This is a genomic window from Pantoea sp. SOD02 (assembly GCF_024707505.1).
Lineage (GTDB): Bacteria > Pseudomonadota > Gammaproteobacteria > Enterobacterales > Enterobacteriaceae > Pantoea > Pantoea symbiotica.
In genome coordinates, this window is the sequence record NZ_CP102604.1 from 3,536,213 (window position 1) to 3,551,435 (window position 15,223).

15 protein-coding genes and 1 riboswitch are annotated in these 15,223 nt (G+C 52.8%); of the genes, 6 read left to right on the forward strand and 9 right to left on the reverse strand.

Features of this window, described 5'->3' with window-relative positions; translation table 11 throughout:
- Positions 1–154: 154 nt before the first annotated feature.
- Positions 155–1,054, reverse strand: a complete 900-nt coding sequence (locus NR302_RS16270) for a LysR substrate-binding domain-containing protein (protein WP_258143949.1) — start codon at positions 1,052–1,054, stop codon at positions 155–157.
- Positions 1,055–1,153: 99 nt separating this feature from the next.
- Between NR302_RS16270 and NR302_RS16275 the strand changes: the two genes are divergently transcribed.
- Positions 1,154–2,629 (forward strand): tetratricopeptide repeat protein, encoded by a 1,476-nt coding sequence (locus NR302_RS16275; protein WP_258143950.1) that lies wholly within the window; start codon positions 1,154–1,156, stop codon positions 2,627–2,629.
- A gap of 26 nt (positions 2,630–2,655) precedes the next feature.
- On the opposite strand, the gene parE is transcribed toward NR302_RS16275, so the two are convergent.
- The 5 genes from parE to nudF are packed head-to-tail and all read right to left on the reverse strand — an operon-like array spanning position 2,656 to position 7,112.
- Complete coding sequence (gene parE, locus NR302_RS16280; protein ID WP_061720471.1) at positions 2,656–4,551, reverse strand: DNA topoisomerase IV subunit B; 1,896 nt, start codon at positions 4,549–4,551, stop codon at positions 2,656–2,658.
- Positions 4,552–4,597: 46 nt separating this feature from the next.
- The gene (yqiA, locus tag NR302_RS16285) at positions 4,598–5,179 is read right to left on the reverse strand and encodes an esterase YqiA (protein ID WP_154155078.1); all 582 of its coding nucleotides are present in this window, start codon (positions 5,177–5,179) and stop codon (positions 4,598–4,600) included.
- A gap of 3 nt (positions 5,180–5,182) precedes the next feature.
- Positions 5,183–6,010 carry a 3',5'-cyclic-AMP phosphodiesterase gene (gene cpdA / locus NR302_RS16290; RefSeq protein WP_008103398.1) on the reverse strand — a complete coding sequence of 276 codons (828 nt, stop codon included), beginning with the start codon at positions 6,008–6,010 and terminating at the stop codon, positions 5,183–5,185.
- Between the two features lie 44 nt (positions 6,011–6,054).
- Positions 6,055–6,480, reverse strand: a complete 426-nt coding sequence (locus NR302_RS16295; protein ID WP_258143951.1) for a DUF1249 family protein — start codon at positions 6,478–6,480, stop codon at positions 6,055–6,057.
- Positions 6,477–7,112 carry an ADP-ribose diphosphatase gene (nudF, locus tag NR302_RS16300; protein ID WP_008103402.1) on the reverse strand — a complete coding sequence of 212 codons (636 nt, stop codon included), beginning with the start codon at positions 7,110–7,112 and terminating at the stop codon, positions 6,477–6,479. The genes NR302_RS16295 and nudF overlap by 4 nt, the downstream gene beginning before the upstream one ends.
- Positions 7,113–7,325: 213 nt before the next feature.
- Here nudF and tolC point away from each other — a divergent pair, with 213 nt between their 5' ends.
- From tolC to NR302_RS16315, 3 genes are all read left to right on the forward strand, one after another.
- Positions 7,326–8,798 carry an outer membrane channel protein TolC gene (tolC, locus tag NR302_RS16305; RefSeq protein ID WP_258143952.1) on the forward strand — a complete coding sequence of 491 codons (1,473 nt, stop codon included), beginning with the start codon at positions 7,326–7,328 and terminating at the stop codon, positions 8,796–8,798.
- Positions 8,799–8,939: 141 nt separating this feature from the next.
- Entirely contained in the window at positions 8,940–9,614 is a 675-nt protein-coding gene (locus tag NR302_RS16310) for a DUF1190 family protein (protein WP_008103408.1), read from the forward strand.
- An 8-nt stretch (positions 9,615–9,622) separates the two neighbouring features.
- Positions 9,623–10,786: a glutathionylspermidine synthase family protein gene (locus NR302_RS16315; RefSeq protein WP_258143953.1), complete on the forward strand. Its 1,164-nt coding sequence runs from the start codon at positions 9,623–9,625 to the stop codon at positions 10,784–10,786.
- A gap of 38 nt (positions 10,787–10,824) precedes the next feature.
- Here the strand turns inward: NR302_RS16315 and ygiD are convergent, their stop codons facing one another.
- Positions 10,825–11,610 (reverse strand): 4,5-DOPA dioxygenase extradiol, encoded by a 786-nt coding sequence (gene ygiD, locus NR302_RS16320; protein WP_258143954.1) that lies wholly within the window; start codon positions 11,608–11,610, stop codon positions 10,825–10,827.
- 273 nt (positions 11,611–11,883) lie between these two features.
- Between ygiD and NR302_RS16325 the strand changes: the two genes are divergently transcribed.
- On the forward strand, positions 11,884–12,267 hold the full coding sequence (locus tag NR302_RS16325) for a cell wall hydrolase (RefSeq protein ID WP_008103414.1): 384 nt from the start codon (positions 11,884–11,886) through the stop codon (positions 12,265–12,267).
- Between the two features lie 58 nt (positions 12,268–12,325).
- On the opposite strand, the gene ribB is transcribed toward NR302_RS16325, so the two are convergent.
- Positions 12,326–12,982, reverse strand: a complete 657-nt coding sequence (ribB, locus tag NR302_RS16330; protein WP_258143955.1) for a 3,4-dihydroxy-2-butanone-4-phosphate synthase — start codon at positions 12,980–12,982, stop codon at positions 12,326–12,328.
- A gap of 105 nt (positions 12,983–13,087) precedes the next feature.
- Positions 13,088–13,237, reverse strand: a riboswitch (FMN riboswitch).
- Positions 13,238–13,408: 171 nt separating this feature from the next.
- On the opposite strand from ribB, the gene NR302_RS16335 reads away from it, so the two are divergent.
- Positions 13,409–13,714 carry an accessory factor UbiK family protein gene (locus NR302_RS16335; RefSeq protein ID WP_008103418.1) on the forward strand — a complete coding sequence of 102 codons (306 nt, stop codon included), beginning with the start codon at positions 13,409–13,411 and terminating at the stop codon, positions 13,712–13,714.
- A gap of 37 nt (positions 13,715–13,751) precedes the next feature.
- Here the strand turns inward: NR302_RS16335 and hldE are convergent, their stop codons facing one another.
- Entirely contained in the window at positions 13,752–15,176 is a 1,425-nt protein-coding gene (gene hldE / locus NR302_RS16340; protein WP_008103420.1) for a bifunctional D-glycero-beta-D-manno-heptose-7-phosphate kinase/D-glycero-beta-D-manno-heptose 1-phosphate adenylyltransferase HldE, read from the reverse strand.
- Positions 15,177–15,223 lie beyond the last annotated feature (47 nt).

Here is a 15,223-nt window from a genome sequence, read left to right on the forward strand (position 1 = left end):
GAGAGATTTCCGAGACATAAGAAACGTCCCGTTAGGAAAGAAAAAATTTCCCAACATTGTCAAAAAGCCAGTTAGTTAATTAACTACCTGAATTAACAAACCTTTATGGGAAACAAAACGACCAGAGAAGGGAAATAATTAAACCATAACAGGACTATAACAGATGATTTTCCTGAATTTTTTCGCGCAAAAAATCCAGAAAACAGGTGATGCGGGAGGTAAGAGATTGGTTGCGATAGTAAACCGCGTGGATAGGTAGGCGCTGCTCGCGCGTTTCAGTTTCCAGAATCTGAACCAGACGTCCATTGATGCGATCTTCACGGCTGACAAAATCAGATAAACGCACAATGCCTTGCCCAGCCAATGCCAGTTGACGAAGCGTTTCACCACTCGAAGCAGATAACGTAGGTTTGATGCGCAGGAACTCTCCTTCTCGCTGCCAAACCGGCCAAATGTTATGCGCATCAAGTTGACTAAACCCCAGCAGTTGATGATTCACCAGCGCATCCACGCTTTCTGGAACGCCATATTTCTCCAGATACGCCGGACTGGCCAACAGACGTATCACGCTGCTGCCAAGGACGCGCGCGCGCAGCGTGGAGTCCCGCAACTCACCGATGCGGATGGCAATGTCTGTTTGCTGCTCCAGCAGGTCGATGACGATGTCGTCAGTGTTCAGTTCAAGTTGAATGTGCGGATAGCGCTGACTGAACTCTGCAACAAGCGGCACAATAACGTGCAAAGTAAAGGGTGTGTTGGCATTAACGCGTAGCCGCCCTGAAGGAGTGTCTCTGCGCTGAGCAATATGTTCTTCCGCTTGCTCGACTGAAGCGAGAATCTGCCGCGCGTGATCGAGGAAAATAAGCCCTTCTTCGGTCAACGCCAGACGACGAGTTGTGCGGTGCATTAATGTGGTTTGCAGCTTGCTTTCTAAGCGACTCAACGCACGACTAATACCGGAGCTGGTTTGTTCCAACTGTTCTGCCGCAGCAGTGATTGAACCGGTATCCACAACCGTCACCCAGGCACGCAATTCTTCCAGTGTAATTTTCAAAATTCTCATCCTCAGAGAACGGTTCAAGACCTGTCCTGGCGTTGTTTCCGCAATATCTGTTGTAAATTACGCCACCTCAATCAGCGGCAGGATATCATAATGCGTCATAAACCTCGGATGGGTAACGACTTACGTCAGCAGCAAGCTGTAACTCAGTTGATCCAACGAGGAAAGCAAGATGAAGCCTGGCGCAAGGTTCGTGCTCATCTCACACTGGCTCCCTATGATGGCTGGTTCCTGCATGAAGCCGCGCGGTTGGCACGGCGCGCTGGTGATGTCGATACGGCGCAGCGCTACTATCAGCGTGCTTTAACGCTTTCACCACAAGATGCCGGGCTGCTCAATGGCCTTGGTTTAACACATTATGATGCGGGCCGCTTTGCTGAGGCAGAGCAGCATTATCGAGCCGCTCTGCAAGCGCATGACCGCTATGCAGCTTGCCACAACAACTACGCTATTTTGCTGCACAAACAGCATCGTTATTCTGCAGCATTGCATCAGTACCGCCATGCAATGCGTATTCAGCCAGATTATACCGAAGCGCGTTATGGTATGAGCACCTTGCTGGCACACATGGGGCAACTGCAAGAAGCAGAAAGCCAGATGCAACGCGTGATGCATGAGCGTAATGGCGACCGTCGCTGCCAGAATGCGCTCGGCATGGTCCAGTTACAGCAAGGTAACTTTGCTGCTGGCTGGCGCAATTATCAGGCACGTTACGCAACAGATAATCCTGAGCGCTTTTTTACCTTACCTGAGCTACCTATTCGTTACTGGCAAGGTGAAGACTTAGTTGGTATGACGCTGCTGGTGCGAACGGAACAAGGACTGGGTGATGAGATTCAGTTTTGCCGTTTTCTCTCACGGGTAAAATCGGAAAAGCATGCCGGTAAGGTAATCATGATCGGCAACGCCGCCTTGAAACCCTTAATGGCAAGCTTGAAAGATGTCGACAGTTATTTAATCAGGGAAGATAAACATCAGGCGCTGCCGCAGGCCGATTATTGGTGTTCACTGCTGGATTTGCCGCAACATTTTCTCAACTCGCCGCAGCCATTTAATGCCGATGTTCCTTATTTATCTGGCGCACCTGAGTATCAGGCGAAATGGCCGATTGCTGGCACAGGTAAAAAAATTGGCATTGTGTGGAAAGGTTCCAGCGCACACAAAAATGACAGCCAGCGTTCGCTGTCACATCTGTCTGAACTGGCAACTCTATTTTCTGTACCAGACACGCATTGGGTTAGTTTGCAAAAAGGGGCTGGAGAGGAAGAAGTAAATCATTTTCCTCACCTTCAGCCATTGGGCGCCCAATTCGCTGATTATCAGGATACCGCCGCCGTTATTTCACAACTGGATTTAGTGATTGGTGTGGATACGTCGGTAATCCATTTGGCCGGTGCGCTGGGGAAACCTTGCTGGGTAATGTTGCCTGCCTGGGCGCGAGACTGGCGCTGGTTAGAAAATCGCGATGACTCGCCGTGGTATCCGCAGATGAGATTATTTGCGCGCGGGCAGGATGAAGAGTGGAGCGCGGTAGTTGCGCGAATTAAGCAGGCGCTGCAGCAGCAATAAAAAGGGACGCCGTGGCGTCCCAATTTTTACACTTCGAGGTCGGCTAAATCGCCTTTCTCTTGCAGCCAGTTTCGACGATCTTCCGAGCGTTTCTTCGCCAGCAGCATATCCATCACACGTAGCGTTTGATCGACATCCTCATCGCTGATCGTCAACTGAACCAGACGACGCGTGTTCGGATCGAGCGTGGTTTCGCGCAGCTGCAGCGGGTTCATTTCACCCAAGCCCTTAAAGCGCTGCACGTTCGGCTTACCTTTCTTGCGCTTCAGCTGATCCAGCACGCCCTCTTTCTCGTCTTCGTCTAAGGCGTAGTAGACTTCTTTGCCGAGATCGATGCGATACAGCGGCGGCATCGCCACATACACATGGCCGTGCTGCACCAGCGAGCGGAAATGCTTCACAAACAGCGCGCACAGCAGCGTGGCAATGTGCAGACCATCGGAGTCCGCATCCGCGAGGATACAGATCTTGCCGTAACGCAGCTGGCTCAGATCTTCGCTGTCAGGATCGATACCGATCGCCACCGAAATATCATGCACTTCCTGCGAGGCCAGCACTTCGTCTGAAGAGACTTCCCATGTGTTGAGGATCTTACCTTTCAGCGGCATGATCGCCTGATAATCTCGATCGCGCGCCTGCTTGGCGGATCCGCCCGCAGAATCTCCTTCGACGAGGAACAGTTCAGTTCTATTCAAATCCTGCGCGGTGCAGTCAGCCAGTTTGCCCGGCAGCGCCGGTCCGCTAGTAAGCTTTTTACGTACCACTTTCTTCGCGGCACGCATACGGCGCTGTGCGCTGGAGATCGCCAGCTCGGCCAGCATTTCAGCCGCCTGCACGTTCTGGTTCAGCCACAGGCTGAAGGCATCTTTCACCACCGCTGAGACGAATGCCGCACACTGACGCGAAGAGAGGCGCTCTTTAGTCTGACCGGCAAACTGCGGATCCTGCATCTTCACCGACAGCACGTACGCACAGCGATCCCAGATATCTTCCGCCGAGAGCTTCACGCCGCGCGGCAAAATATTGCGGTATTCGCAGAACTCACGCATGGCATCAAGCAATCCCTGACGTAAGCCGTTAACGTGCGTGCCGCCTTGCATGGTTGGGATCAGGTTGACGTAGCTTTCCGTCAGCAGCTCACCGCCTTCCGGCAGCCACAGCAGCGCCCAATCCACCGCTTCCACATCGCCGGCAAAACTGCCAACAAAAGGTTTTTCCGGCAGCGTCGGCAAACCGTCAATCGCTTCACACAGGTAATCGGTCAGGCCATCCTGATACATCCAGGTTTGTTCGGTGTCGTTGACCTTGTCTTTAAAGACAATTTCAACGCCCGGACAGAGCACGGCTTTGGCTTTTAACAAATGTGATAAGCGGGAAACGGAGAAACGCGGGCTATCAAAGAAGCTTTCATCTGGCCAGAAATGCACGCTGGTGCCGGTGTTGCGTTTACCGACGGTGCCAGTAACGGTAAGATCCTGCACCTTGTCGCCATTTTCGAAGGCAATCTGGTAGATTTCGCCGTTACGACGCACGGTAACTTCGACGCGCTTTGATAAGGCGTTAACCACCGAGATCCCGACGCCGTGCAAGCCGCCTGAGAACTGATAGTTTTTATTGGAGAATTTGCCGCCCGCGTGCAGGCGACAAAGAATCAGCTCAACCGCAGGTACGCCTTCTTCCGGATGGATATCCACCGGCATGCCACGACCGTCATCAATAACTTCCAATGACTGATCGGCATGAAGAATCACTTCCACACGTTTGGCGTGACCGGCCAGCGCCTCATCGACGCTGTTATCGATCACTTCCTGGCCCAGATGGTTTGGACGCGTGGTATCGGTGTACATCCCCGGACGACGACGCACCGGTTCAAGGCCGGTCAGGACCTCAATGGCATCGGCATTATAGCTAGATTGGCTCATCGTAAATGTCTGATTAGCAATAGGAAAATGGCCCCACCTCGCAAAGTTACTGGGCGTTTAATCCCAGAAAATCAACTATCTGTGCGAAATGGCGTTCGAATCCGATATAGGCATGATTGCCGCCCTCTTCAACCGTCTGGCGGCATGCGCTGTAATACTCCAGCGCCTGGCGATAATCGAGTATCTCATCGCCGGTTTGTTGCAGCAGCCAGAGTAAATCGGGCGCTTCAAGAGGGTCAATCTGCATTACTTTCAGATCGTAAATGTGGCGAGACTCTAACACATATTGCTGGCCGGTGTAGGGATTACGGTTTTCGCCGAGGTAATCCACCAGCAGCTCAAACGGCCGCACGGCGGGATTGACCACCACCGCTGGCAACATAAAACACTGCGACAGCCAGGTAGCAAAATAGCCGCCCAGCGACGATCCCACTAATCCCAGCGGTTCACCGGAATACTGCATCACCAGCTCTTCCAGCATGCTGGCGGCTTCGGCCGGAAACGTTGGCAGTTGCGGCACCATCACATTGATGTGTGGATGCTGCTCGTTGAGCCATTGCTGCAGCTGGGTGGCTTTCGCCGATTGCGGGGAACTGTTGAAGCCGTGCAGATAGATCAGCGCCGCCATTGCTTAATAGCCCTCGGAATCAAGATCGGGGCGGAACATATCGCTTTGCAGGCGGTTCACTTCGGTTTGCAGCACGCCGTCTGGCTGCAAAGTGAACCAGCGCCAGCCTGGCGACAGCGTATCAATAGTGAAGTTAGTGCAATGCGGTTTGAACTGGACACAGGTCGATGGTGAAGCCATTACGCGGCGACCATGCCAGTCGAGATCGAGTTCCTGATGAATATGGCCGCACACCAGATTGCGCGCACGCGGGAAGTGTTGCAGTACTGCTTCCAGCTGATGTGGATTACGCAAGCTGTGCTGATCTAACCAGGTACAACCGGAAGCCAGCGGATGATGATGCAGCAACACTAAGGTATGACGTTCCGGATACTTACTGAGCGCGGTGTGCAGCCACTCAAGCTGGTATTCGCTCAACATGCCGTGCGGTACGCCAAATACCTGGCTATCGAGTAGCACCAACTGCCAGTGATCGCCTAGCAGAACATGCTTGTCTGACTTAATACCCGCATCGGCCAGTGTATCCACCATCGCCGGCTGAAAATCGTGATTTCCCGGCAGCCAGACACAAGGTTTCGGCAGACGGTTAATGCCCGCTACAAAATGTTGGTAAGCTTCGACGGTGTGATCCTGAGCGAGATCGCCGGTGGCGATAATCAGATCATAATGCTGCTGTTGTGCCTCAATGGCATCCAGCACCGCATCAAAACTCGACCAGGTATTCACCCCAAGCAGCGATTGATGTTTTCCAGCAAAAAGATGGGTATCCGTGATTTGTAAAATCCTGATATCAGACCCATCTCGCGCAGGAAGAGTTAGCAGGCTATCCAAAGCGTTTCCTTAATCTCCACGCCATCGTTGCGTTTTTTACGCTATCAGCAAACCGGTACTGCCACAGCGCCATGCGCTAAGCAGTAACGCAACCAATCCGCAAGGAACTGGTTAATCTGATGTTTTTCATCGCGCTGATGCAATTTTTTATTAGGATAATCATAGCGCGCTTTAAATCGGTAGATCTGTTTAGTGGAACACACTTCAGCGACCATCGCATCATGGTAGAGCCGCACAGACATAGAAGGCAGGCTCCAGTAACTCACCGCAGGCGCCACCTGACGCACTTCCACCAACGTGGTGTAACGGGTCGATTCTTCGATGGTGAGCTGATAGCTGGCGCCATTCACCTGATAAATCACCGATGCGCCTGCCTCATCATTGCGTGGCAGCAGGCGACGCAGCTGGGCAAAATTGGTTTCGCACAGGCGCATCATTTCGAGAAAGTCAGGGGTGTAGCGCTGTTTCATTTTAGCTTCCACTCTTCTCGTAGTTTTTCATGGTGCAACGCCAGCCATTGCAAGGCGATGACAGATGCCGCGTTATCAATAATCCCCTCTTCCACCCAGCGATAAGCCTGTTCGCGGCTCACCACATGGACAAGAATATCCTCATTCTCTTCCTCCAGCCCGTGATTTCCCTCTGCCAGGCTGGCATCCACTTCGCCCACCAGCACCGACAAACGTTCAGACGTTCCGCCGGGGCTGGCTAAGTAATTCACTATCGGTTTGACGCGACCAACCTTGAGGCCAGCCTCTTCTACCGCCTCACGTCGTGCGACATCTTCTGGTGTTTCGCCAGGTTCGATGATGCCAGCCACCATTTCCAGCAGCCAGGGCGTTGGGCTGGAATCAAAAGCGGGAATGCGGATCTGTTCGATCAGCACCACTTCATCGCGTAAGGGATCATAGGGTAGCAGCACGGCGGCGTGTCCGCGCTCAAAAACTTCGCGCACCACTTCACCACTCATTTCGCCATTAAAACGACGGTGACGGAAACGGTAGCTGACGATGGAAAAAAAACCATCGTAACGCGTTTCGCGTGCAATAATTTCTACATCGTTTTTTGTGAAAGTCACAGGGGATTTTTTTGCACTCGCCATCGTCTGATTCCTTATGCAGATTGGGATGGAGCAAAGAAAAGCCAAGTCTACCGCTCCGTCCGAGTGGTTCTTTTTGAATTATTTACGTAAATTAGGGGAAGAAGGCACGTTCAGCCAACTTATCTCTGACGCCGCCTCTGTAGAATCGGCGATTATTTTTTTGGCTTACCTGCAGCACTACCAGTGCATTTTGCTGCAACAAAAGGAATGCAAATGAAAAAACTGCTCCCACTTTTTATTGGACTGAGCCTGGGCGGATTCAGCCTTGCCAGCCAGGCAGAAAACCTGTTGCAGGTCTATCAGCAGGCGCGCCTTAGCAACCCCGATCTGCGCTCCTCTGCCGCTAATCGCGACGCAGCATTTGAGAAAATCAATGAAGCGCGTAGTCCTTTATTGCCGCAGTTAGGCTTGGGCGCAGATTACACTTATAACAACGGCTACCGTGACAGCAGCGGACTTCATTCCAACACGACCAGCGCCTCTCTGCAATTAACTCAAACTATTTTCGATATGTCGAAATGGCGTGCGCTGTCGCTGCAGGAAAAACAAGCCGGTATTCAGGACGTCACTTATCAGGTTGCTCAGCAAGATCTGATTCTGAATAGTGCAACTGCCTATTTCAACGTGTTGAAGGCGATCGATACGCTTTCTTATACCGAAGCACAGAAACAGTCGATCTACCGCGAATTGGATCAAACCACTCAGCGCTTCAACGTAGGTTTGGTCGCGATCACTGACGTGCAGAACGCCCGTGCACAGTATGACACCGTGCTGGCCAACGAAGTGACCGCACGTAACAACCTCGATAATGCTGTGGAATCGCTGCGTCAGATTACCGGCATGGATTATCTGTCGCTGGCTTCTCTGAATATCGATCGTTTCAAAACCGCACGTCCAGATGCCGTTGCCAGCCTGCTGAAAGAAGCAGAAAGCCGCAACCTGACCTTGCTGTCTGCGCGTCTGAGCCAGGATCTGGCACGTGAGCAGATTCGTTCAGCTGAAACCGGCCACATGCCAACGCTGGACTTGACTGCGTCAACCGGTATGTCGAACAGCAAATATGGCGGCAGCCGCGCCAATCAAAGTAGCGGCAGCACCGACTCGATCACCGGTTCTAACCAGGTTGGTCTGAGCTTCACCATGCCACTGTACAGCGGCGGTTCGGTGACTTCACAGGTAAAACAGGCGCAGTACAACTATGTCGCGGCCAGCGAGCAGCTGGAAGGCGCACATCGTAGCGCGGTTCAGACGGTGCGTTCTTCATTCAATAACGTGAATGCCTCCATCAGCAGCATCGATGCTTACAAGCAGGCGGTTGTCTCTGCACAAAGCTCATTGGATGCGATGGAAGCGGGTTATCAAGTTGGTACGCGTACCATCGTTGATGTGCTGGATGCAACCACCACGCTGTTCAACGCTAAACAGCAGCTTTCTGATGCGCGTTATAGCTATCTGATTAACCAGCTGAATATCAAATATGCGCTGGGTACGCTGAACGAGCAGGATCTGCAGCAGCTGAACAGCACGCTGGGCAAAGAGATCACCACGACACCAGAAGTGGTGGCGCCGGAAAATAACCAGCAGGCCGCGCGTGTGGATAACGGTCCGAAAGCGTCATCGCCTTCAGCCGCCGCACAAGCCCGTCCAGCTGCCGCACGCAGCAGCGGAAATCCATTCGGTAATTAATTCCCCAAGGGGCCGCATGCGGCCCCTTTCGCATTCAATCGTATAGCTACGTAAAGATGCTTTCCCCATCTGGCTTCGCGCTTCATTTTCCACCGCTCATCCCCTATCCTTTACCGCACCTTTGGGCACAGGATGAAAATAATGAAACGGACGAAAAATATTCGCCATGCCGCTTTTCGTAAAAGCTGGCAGGCACGCCACTTAACGCCAGTCGCCTTTGCCGTTAGCGCAGTGTTTATGCTGGCAGGCTGCGAGCAGAGTGATGAGACGGTGTCGCTCTATCAAAACGCAGATGATTGCGCCAAAGCCAATCCAGGCCAGAGCGCGCAATGTACCACTGCGTATAACAACGCACAGAAAGAAGCTGAACGTACCGCGCCAAAATACGCCACGCGCGAAGATTGTGTGGCTGAGTTTGGTGAGAATCAGTGCCAGCAAACGCCTGCACAAGCGGGCGTTGGAACGACCGCTAATAATGCCGAAGCACAGCAAAGCGGCAGCTTCTGGATGCCATTGATGGCCGGTTACATGATGGGACGTATGATGAGCGGCGGCGCAGGCTTTGCCCAGCAGCCGTTGTTCTCACCAAAAAATCCGAACAGCCCGGCAAACGGAAAATTTGTCGACGCGTCGGGTAAAAACTACGGCAATGCGACATCAGGTCGTACCATCAACGTGCCGAAAACAGCCATGGCGCCGAAACCTGCCACCACTTCCACCATCACGCGTGGTGGCTTTGGTGACAGCGTGGCAAAACAAAACACCATGCAGCGCAGCAGTGCCTCTGGTACTGGCAGCCGCTCGCTGGGAGGCTAAGCCGCAGCATGCAACGTATTGCAATCCCTGAACGTCCAGACTGGCGTGAAAAAGCAGCGGAGTATGGTTTCCAGTTTCACACCATGTATGGCGAACCTTACTGGTGTGAAGATGCGTACTACCAATTCACGTTAGCGCAGGTTGAACAGCTGGAAGATACCACCGCCGAGCTACACCAGATGTGTTTGCAGGCGGTGGAGAAAGTGGTGAACAGTGACGAGCTGCTCACCCGATTCTGCATTCCTAAGCACACGTGGGATTTTGTGCGCGACTCCTGGAAGTTGCGCCAGCCATCGCTCTATTCGCGCCTTGATCTGGCATGGGATGGCAAAGGTGACGCTAAGCTGCTGGAAAACAACGCCGACACGCCAACCTCGCTGTATGAAGCTGCCTTCTTTCAGTGGATTTGGCTGGAAGACCAGGTCACAGCGGGTAACCTGCCGCAGGGCAGTGACCAGTTTAACAGCCTGCAAGAGAAGCTGATCGAGCGCTTAGCCACGCTGCATCAGCAGTTCGGTTTCAACTGGCTGCACTTCTCCTGCTGTCGTGATACCGAAGAAGATCGCGCCACGGTGCAATATCTGCAGGACTGCGCCACCGAAGCCGGATTGCCGAGCGAGTTTCTCTATATAGATGAGATTGGACTGGGTGAAAGAGGCCAGTTTACCGATGTAAACGATCAGGTCATCAGCAATCTGTTCAAGCTCTATCCGTGGGAATTCATGCTGCGCGAAGTTTTCTCCACCAAGCTGGCAGACGCGGGCGTACGCTGGCTGGAGCCTGCATGGAAAAGCATCATCTCTAATAAAGCGCTGTTACCGCTGCTTTGGGAAATGTTCCCCAATCATCCCAATTTGCTGCCCGCCTATTTTGCCGATGATAAAAACGCGCCGCAGATGGATAAATACGTGGTGAAACCGCTGTTTTCACGTGAAGGTGCCAATATTCGCATCATTGAGAACGGTCAGGAGATCGCGCGTGCGGATGGTCCGTATGGCGAAGAAGGCATGATTATTCAGCAGTTCTATCAGCTACCGAAATTTGGTGATAGCTATACCTTAATCGGTAGTTGGCTGATTGACGATCAACCTGCCGGTATTGGCATACGTGAAGATCGTGCCTTGATCACTCAGGATCTGTCGCGCTTCTATCCGCATACCTTTATTGAGTAAACGCTGCGCCGCCCGCAATCTTCGGGCGGCCACGCGAATTAACCAATCTGCACCGACATCATGCTGATCGCGCCCATCTCCATACCTTCTACGGGAATAGAGATCGCTTCATCAGCAGCACGCGCCCCAAGAATATAAAGCAGCGGTAAATAGTGTTCAGGCGTTGGGTTTGCAAGCTGTGCATCCGGATGCTGCATAAAGTTCACCAAGGGATGATCCGCTGCTTCGCCCTGGAAATCCAGATTCTCACGTACAAAATGGTCAAAACTCTCCGCCCACGGATACGCGGTTTCCGCCCCCTGCCAGCGCAGCATACGCAGATTGTGCACCACATTACCGCTAGCCACGATCATCACACCTTCATCTCGCAATGACGCCAGCTTTTGCCCCAATGCATAGTGCCATTCGGCAGGTTTAGTACCGTCGATACTCAATTGCACAACCGGAATGTCGGCCTCGGGATACATTTTTGCCAGCACGCCCCAGGAACCATGATCAAAACCCCACTCCTCATCGGCATGAACGGCGACTGGCGCGAGCAGATCAATCACTTGCTGGGCCAGCTCTGGCGATCCCGGCGCGGGATAACGCACATCAAACAGCGCCTGCGGGAAGCCGCCGAAATCATGGATGGTGCGCGGATTACTCATCGCCGTTACTGCCGTGCCGCGTGTGTACCAGTGCGCCGAAACCGCGAGAATCGCGCGTGGACGCGGCAATGTTGCGCCCAAATACTGCCAGGTTTGGGTATAACGATTATCTTCCAGTACGTTCATCGGGCTGCCGTGGCCAAGGAACAGCGCAGGCATGCGTGTAGTGCTCATGTTTCATCCTCTGACGAAGTGTCGCTTTGTTAACCGTTACGATACGCGCTTTCGCGGGGGGATTAACGCTGATAAGTATGATGATCTCTGTCAGGGAATTTGAATGATATTCAACAGGGAAATTCGAGACCGGAAAGGTCTCAATAGTGCGCGCGCTCCTTTTACATATCAGTGATATAGCCCGCACCTAAGACCGAGCGAGACCGGTCTTGTTACGTCCAATGATTCAACTTCATAAACTCCACCCGGTTTTAGAAACATGAGTTGGAATTTATGTTAATTCAGGGAGCAATATTGTGCCTGGCGATGAATATCTACCATGAAGCGCGCGGCGAACCGATTAAAGGACAAATAGCGGTTGGCACGGTGACCATGAACCGGGCCAATTGGGATGTCAAAGAGATCTGTCCTGTGGTGTACGCACCTAAGCAGTTCTCCTGGACGTCTCTCAAAAAGAATCCTTATCGTTATCCACCCAAGGAAGATAAAAGCTGGCAGCGCGCCAGAGAGTTGGCAAAAAAGATTGTTGAAGGAGAATTACAGGACGTAACCAAAGGCGCAACGTTCTTCCATGCGCACCACGTTAAACCGGCCTGGCGCCATGCTTTTGAACGTACCGTGGTGATTGGTAATCATGTGTTTTATGCCAATCGCTAAAACATAAAAAGAGGCCGAATAGGTAACTATCCGGCCTCTTTCTTCTACATCAATTCAGTTAGCTGGCGTGACGCGTCTCACGCTGACGGCGATACGCCACCAGGTCTTCAATGGTGACGACCGGCATATCGTGTTGCTTAGCAAACACAATCGCTTCTGGCGCGTGCGCCATGCTGCCATCATCATTGGTCAATTCGCACAGTACGCCCGCAGGTTTAAATCCTGCCAGCGTCACCAGATCGATAGTCGCTTCGGTATGTCCACCACGAGACAGAACTCCGCCTTCACGCGCGCGCAGCGGGAAGACATGGCCCGGACGGTTAAGGTCTGACGGCTTAGCGCCATCAGCGACTGCAGCGCGAATGGTGGTGATACGATCGGTAGCAGAAACGCCGGTGGTGACACCGCTTGCGGCTTCAATCGTCACCGTAAAACCGGTGCCGTATGCGCTGGTGTTGGTTTCCACCATCATTGGCAGCTCAAGCTGCTGACGGCGTTCTTCGGTGATGCAGAGGCACACAATACCGCTGCCGTGACGGATGGTTAATGCCATCTGCTCAACGGTCATGGTTTCTGCCGGGAAGATCATGTCACCTTCGTTTTCACGATTTTCATCGTCGAGCACCATTACACCGCGGCCGTTGCGCAGCGCATCAATGGCGCGCTCTACACGCTGTTCAGGCGTGCCAAATTCAGAAAGAAGCGTCTGATTCATGGTAAAAAAACCTTATAAAATATGAGTTACCAGAACCAGGGCGTGCTTAGGAGTGCGTACAAAACACATGGCAAAAACGTGACGCGGGCAAAGCCCGGCTGATGTCGTTACCCTCTCCCATCCGGACTCTAACCGTCGGCTCCGGAATTACACCGGATCTGCTGACCTTTCACATTGCTGTCAAAGCGCTCGCGGGCTTTCAGCTATAGCTGATTTACCGCCGGTGGGGAATTTCGCCCCGCCCTGAGAATAAGCGAACAAACTATAACGCCAATCATCTGGACGGGCAATCGACAAAAGTGCAAATGCTTTTGCATTTCCTGCGTTGCGGATTTCAGGTTTAACCTTTTCGTTTCAGGCATTACACTTAATAGCTATTGAGTCCGAACACGCGCAGCTATCGGCCACCGTAACCAGGAAATAATCATGATCGACACGAAAAAAATTGAACAACTGGCTCGCCAGGTACATGAAGCTATGCCGAAAGGGATTCGCGATTTTGGCGATGATGTCGAAAAGAAAATCCGTCAGGTTTTACAGGCGCAGTTGACGCGCATGGACCTGGTTAACCGTGAAGAGTTTGATGTGCAGACGCAGGTTCTGCTGCGTACGCGCGAGAAATTAGCTGCGCTGGAACAGCGTTTGGCGAAGTTGGAAAGTGAAAGTCCAGCGGCACCGGCGCCAGCGATTATCACGCCAGATCCTGCTGGGAAAATCGATACTCCGCAGTAAGCTAATCGGCGGGAGCATAACTCCCGCCGATTTACACTTAATGACTGCGAATCGTTTTGATAATGTTGCTGGTTGAGATGCCATCTTCAAAGTTAAGCACGCGCACGTCACCGCCGTTAGCCCACACTTCTTTACTTCCCGCGATATCTTCTGGCTTATAGTCGCCGCCTTTTACCAACAGATCCGGCAGTACGCCAGCAATAAGACGCTGTGGCGTATCCTCTTCAAACAGTACAACCCAATCCACCGCTTCCAGCGCACCCAAAACAATCATGCGATTTTCTTGCGGATTGACCGGACGCGTTTCGCCTTTCAGACGCTTAGTCGAGGCATCACTGTTAACGGCCACAATCAGGCGATCGCCCAGCTTGCGCGCATTCGCCAGATAAGAAACATGGCCAGCGTGCAGGATGTCAAACACACCGTTGGTCATCACCACTTTCTCACCGCGCTGACGCGCCAGCGCAACAGCGGCTTTCAGCTCTGCTTCGGTCATCACACCAAATCCCGTTTCCGGACGGGCATGAATGGCATTTTCCAGCTCAACCGTGCTGACTGTAGAAGTACCCAGCTTGCCAACGACGACGCCTGCAGCAGCATTAGCAAGGAAACAGGCTTCTTCCAGGCTGTCACCCGCCGCCAGCACCGCAGCCAGCACGCCAATTACGGTATCGCCCGCACCGGTCACATCATACACTTCCTGCGCCTGCGTAGGCAGATGCAGCGGTTCTTTGCCCGGCTGCAGCAGCGTCATACCGTTCTCTGAACGGGTGACCAGCAGCGCGGAGAGCTCATAATCAGCGATTAACTGCATGCCACGGCTGACAATCTCTTCCACGGTTTTGCATTTACCCACTACCGCTTCGAATTCAGACAAATTCGGCGTTAACAGTGTCGCACCGCGATAACGTTCAAAATCAGTGCCTTTGGGATCAATCAGCACCGGCACATTAGCTTCACGCGCCAGTTGAATCATAGTCTGCACGCTGTTCAGCGCGCCTTTGGCGTAGTCAGACAGCACCAGCGCACCCGCTTGCGTCAGCGATTGACGCATACGATCGTGAATCGGCTGCGGATCAATCTGCTCAAAACCCTCTTCGAAATCGAGGCGAATCAGCTGCTGATTGCGCGACAGCACGCGCAGCTTGGTGATGGTTGGATGACTTTGCACCGCAACAAAATCACAGTCGACATTGACCTTTTGCAGGGTTTCACTCAATACGCGCGCGGCATCATCGGCGCCCGTCAAGCCAATCAGCCGTGATGCTGCACCGAGCGCAGCAATGTTCATGGCGACGTTTGCCGCTCCGCCTGGACGCTCTTCAATGGTATCCACTTTTACCACCGGCACCGGCGCTTCCGGGGAAATACGGCTGGTTGGGCCATACCAATAGCGATCTAACATTACATCGCCGACGACCAGCACAGTGGCCTTGCCAAAAGTGGGCAGTGTTACTTTCATTCAGAGACTCCAACACGGTCAAAATAATGCGCAGGATATTACCACAT